Below are 3,863 nucleotides of genomic sequence, written 5' to 3'. Positions count from 1 at the left end.
ATCTTAAGGCCGTCTGAAAAAGATATAAGGGCGTGTGAAAACACGCCTTTTTTATGGTTAAAAGTTTTTGCATATAAAAAAGCGTGGGATTAGCCCCACGCTTTTTTTCAGACGGCCTCTTACAAAGCGGCCAATACGGCATCGCCCATTTCGGAGCAGGAAACCAGCTTAGTACCTTCTTCATAAATGTCGCCGGTACGCAAGCCTTGTTGCAGTACTTTTTGTACGGCGTTTTCAACTTGTTGTGCGCGGGCTTCGTCGTTCAAGCTGTAACGCAGCAACATGGCAAGAGACAATACGGTCGCTAGCGGATTGGCTTTGTTTTGACCGGCAATGTCAGGAGCAGAGCCGTGAGACGGTTCGTACAGGCCTTTGCCGTTTTCGTCCAAAGAAGCGGAAGGCAGCATACCGATGGAGCCGGTCAGCATGGAGGCTTCATCAGACAGAATGTCGCCGAAGATGTTGCCGGTGGCAATCACGTCAAATTGTTTGGGCGCGCGTACCAACTGCATGGCTGCGTTATCAACGTACATATGGGAAAGCTCGACATCAGGGTATTCTTTGCCGATTTCTTCAAAGATTTCGCGCCACAGTTCGGTAGTTTCCAAAACGTTGGCTTTGCCTACGGAGCAGACTTTTTTGCTGCGTTTTTGGGCGGATTGGAAGGCAACGTGGGCAATACGGCGGATTTCGCTTTCGCTGTATTTCATGGTGTTGTAGCCTTCGCGTTCGCCGTTTTCCAAAACACGGATGCCGCGCGGTTCACCAAAGTAAATATCGCCGGTGAGTTCGCGTACGATAAGGATGTCGAGGCCGGCTACGATTTCCGGTTTCAAAGTAGAAGCATTGGCCAGCTCTTTATACAAAATGGCAGGGCGTAAATTGGCAAAAAGATTCAAGTCTTTACGGATGGCCAACAAGCCGCGCTCAGGGCGCAGCGGACGGTCGAGATTGTCGTATTGAGGAGAACCGACTGCACCAAGCAGGACTGCATCGGCTTTACGGCAAAGGTTTTGTGTGAATTCTGGATAAGGATGGCCGTATTCGTCATAGGCTTCGCCGCCCAAAGGTGCGTATTCGTAGCTGACATCCAAACCTTGTTCGATAAGTTTGTCGAGTACACGGACGGTTTCTGCAACGATTTCAGGGCCGATGCCGTCGCCGCGCAAGATAGCGATATGTTTGGTCATTTCGGGTTTCCTTATGGGAAGGTTTTAGGTAAAGGGCAGGTCGTCAGTTTTTCAGACGGCCTTAAATCAATTTGCTCTGAAAATGCTGATTGTACCATTATGGTACTGGTAAAGTTGGGTAGAAATCGCGTAGGCAGATTCTTCAAATGCCTGCAGGGCGATATTCGCCATCGCCTGCAAAGCTTCTTCATCGGACGGGCTGCAAACGAGCAGGGCGTTGCGTGCTGGGACTGCAAAAACAGGATTGGCAGGCAGCATAGGATCGTCTTTAAGTACTTCGTCTAAAAGCAAAATCAGGGAAGCATCATAGTCGTTATCCAAATGGATTTGAGCCAATGACCAACCTTCGGCATGATGAATTTGGACACGTCCATTCATCCGTTGGCGCAAATTATCCATAACGGTACGATACAAGGTGTCTTCATCTTCAATACCGGCCTCTTTCATATGCTCATGATTGAGCGTATGCATGGATTCGTCCGTATCCACCATATAAAGCAACATGATATCGCCCGCAATCGGTTTATATACCAGATAATCGGCAGGTTCGGCTTCGTCCGTATTTGTAATCAGTCTGGTGTTTTCCAGATAAATCGTATTTTTAATCGTAGGAAGAATTTGTTGTGCTGAAACACTGGCATCAGTGTCTTGAATCTTATAGATAACCGCTAAATTGGCAGCAACAATAGCCTCCAAGGCCTCAGGATTTTGCAGATAACTTGTGTAATGGTTGCTCAAATATGTGCTGAATGACGCTTCATCGTCTTCGGAAAAATGGACGATGATAGGCGAGGAAGCAATAGTTTCGCCCCAGTCGATTTTTGCCTCAAGATGCAATTCTTCTTGGATGCGATGGGCAAAGTATTCGACAAATTCCTGCCAAGTCATTAATTTAGGTTTAGAGCGGAACAACCTGCTGAAAAAAGACATATTTTGTTCTGAATAAGGGGATAAGGCCGTCTGAAATATTATAGACGTTCGGTTTCAACACGGATTTTAAAAACAACTTTGCGTATGTTCGCCCTGACACCGACCAATGGGGCATGCGCATCATTCGGGAAAAATAGCGCAAATTCGCCGGGCTCCAAGGTCAACCAGGTTTCCGGCTCGCAGTCGAAAAATTCGATATCGCGCTTTTCGTTGTAGCCTAAACCGTTTTTCAGACGGCCTCTGTCTATCCAGCCATACGTTTCGCTGCCATCAATCGGCGTTTGAATATCAATGTGTTTTAAGTGCGCTTCAGGCTGGGCTTCTCTCTGCGTCCTCATCGGCTCGCTGCCGATAAAAATACGGATATTGGGATTCTCGCATGGCACTTGGCCGTCCGGCAGCTTAGCAAAATCTAAGGTCTGCAACAGATGGAAGGCTTCGGCAAAGTCGGGATGCAAGGCAGCGTAGCGGCTGGCATTGCTTATGGTATCGGTAATCATGGTGTGGTTAGGTAGAAATTAAACTTCAGGATGTGAAGAATACGTTTTAAGGACGCTTTATTGGGATTCTGACAACAAGGCCGTCTGAAAGGGCTTTTTATGGAGTTGTGTTTTGCAGATCCAAAGTGGAGGCATAATGTTCAGCGATAGGAATATGCTTGCGGCTGACTTGGTTTATATCGCTGCCTTCTTCAGTCCATAAAAACGGAAAGAACGTGTAAACGCTGTCGCCATTCAAATCATGGATTTCTTCGCGCCAATTTTCCCAACGCAGGTTTTCGTAAAACAACTGTAAATCGCCGGTCAATGCCCAATTTAAGAAGTCGCCATAACCTTTACCGCAATCTTCCCATTCCAGTGTATCCGGTGGTAGGTAGAAAACATTACCTACTTTGCCATTCAATCCCCCGCCATTAATCGCAAAATAGCCTCCAGCAACATCATCGGCAAACAGATAATAGGGAGCAGGGCCTGCTGGCTCGGATTGTGTACGGCTTAGATTCCAACTTCCCAAACCACGAGGTAGCTTCGCGCTGCCAGAACCAAGTATCCGTAACCAGCCGTCATCGATAAGGATACCGCCGGTTTCATAAACGACAGCACCCATAAACGAACATATCGTTACTTGGGTTTTGACAAGTTCTTCCTTTGCCTTTTCAAGCGTACGTGGCAGAACTTCAATACTGTTTGTCGCTTCTGCAATCCACTCTTGAATCAATGGCCACGCAGGGTCTTGGGTTTGGATTAATTCGTCGAATGATCTCATGGACTATCCCAAAGCATTCAGTAAAGGCCGTCTGAAACACTTACATTTTTCAGACGGCCTTTTGTATATCAACCGTTAAACAGCCAAGGCTGGCTTTGACGGCGTTTTTCTTCGAAGGCGTGGATTTCGTCAGCGTGTTGCAGGGTCAGGCCGATTTCGTCCAAGCCGTTTAAGAGGCAGTGTTTGCGGTGTTCGGTAATATCGAATGTGAATGTTTCGCCGCTAGGGGTGGTCAGGGTTTGCTCGGCAAGGTCGATGGAGAGCTGATAGCCTTCGTTGGCTTCAACTTCTTTGAAAAGCTGGTCCACCTGTTCTTCTGTCAAAACGATAGGCAAAAGGCCGTTTTTGTAGCAGTTGTTGAAGAAGATGTCGGCAAAGCTGGGGGCGATGACGGCGCGGAAGCCGTAGTCGTCCAATGCCCAAGGGGCGTGTTCGCGTGAAGAGCCGCAGCCGAAGTTTTTGCGCGTCAACAGGATT

Annotated in this window: 5 protein-coding genes; all 5 read right to left on the bottom strand. The window is 47.7% G+C overall.

Annotated elements, in window-relative coordinates; all coding sequences use genetic code 11:
- Positions 1 to 119 precede the first annotated feature (119 nt).
- Positions 120 to 1,190 carry a 3-isopropylmalate dehydrogenase gene (gene leuB, locus ACTHUT_RS15195; RefSeq protein ID WP_004520344.1) on the bottom strand — a complete coding sequence of 357 codons (1,071 nt, stop codon included), beginning with the start codon at positions 1,188 to 1,190 and terminating at the stop codon, positions 120 to 122.
- A 66-nt stretch (positions 1,191 to 1,256) separates the two neighbouring features.
- Positions 1,257 to 2,120, bottom strand: a complete 864-nt coding sequence (locus ACTHUT_RS15190) for a DUF1444 family protein (RefSeq protein WP_250600449.1) — start codon at positions 2,118 to 2,120, stop codon at positions 1,257 to 1,259.
- A gap of 38 nt (positions 2,121 to 2,158) precedes the next feature.
- Positions 2,159 to 2,620 (bottom strand): YhcH/YjgK/YiaL family protein, encoded by a 462-nt coding sequence (locus tag ACTHUT_RS15185; RefSeq protein WP_250600451.1) that lies wholly within the window; start codon positions 2,618 to 2,620, stop codon positions 2,159 to 2,161.
- A 97-nt stretch (positions 2,621 to 2,717) separates the two neighbouring features.
- Entirely contained in the window at positions 2,718 to 3,386 is a 669-nt protein-coding gene (locus ACTHUT_RS15180; protein WP_250600453.1) for a DUF2625 domain-containing protein, read from the bottom strand.
- 68 nt (positions 3,387 to 3,454) lie between these two features.
- The coding region (gene leuD / locus ACTHUT_RS15175) for a 3-isopropylmalate dehydratase small subunit (protein WP_440418986.1) at positions 3,455 to 3,863 on the bottom strand (409 nt) is incomplete at its 5' end.

Source organism: Neisseria sp. P0022.S010 (assembly GCF_051956635.1).
Note: the sequence above shows the minus strand (reverse complement) of the source record. Positions and strands in the feature narration are given on the sequence as shown.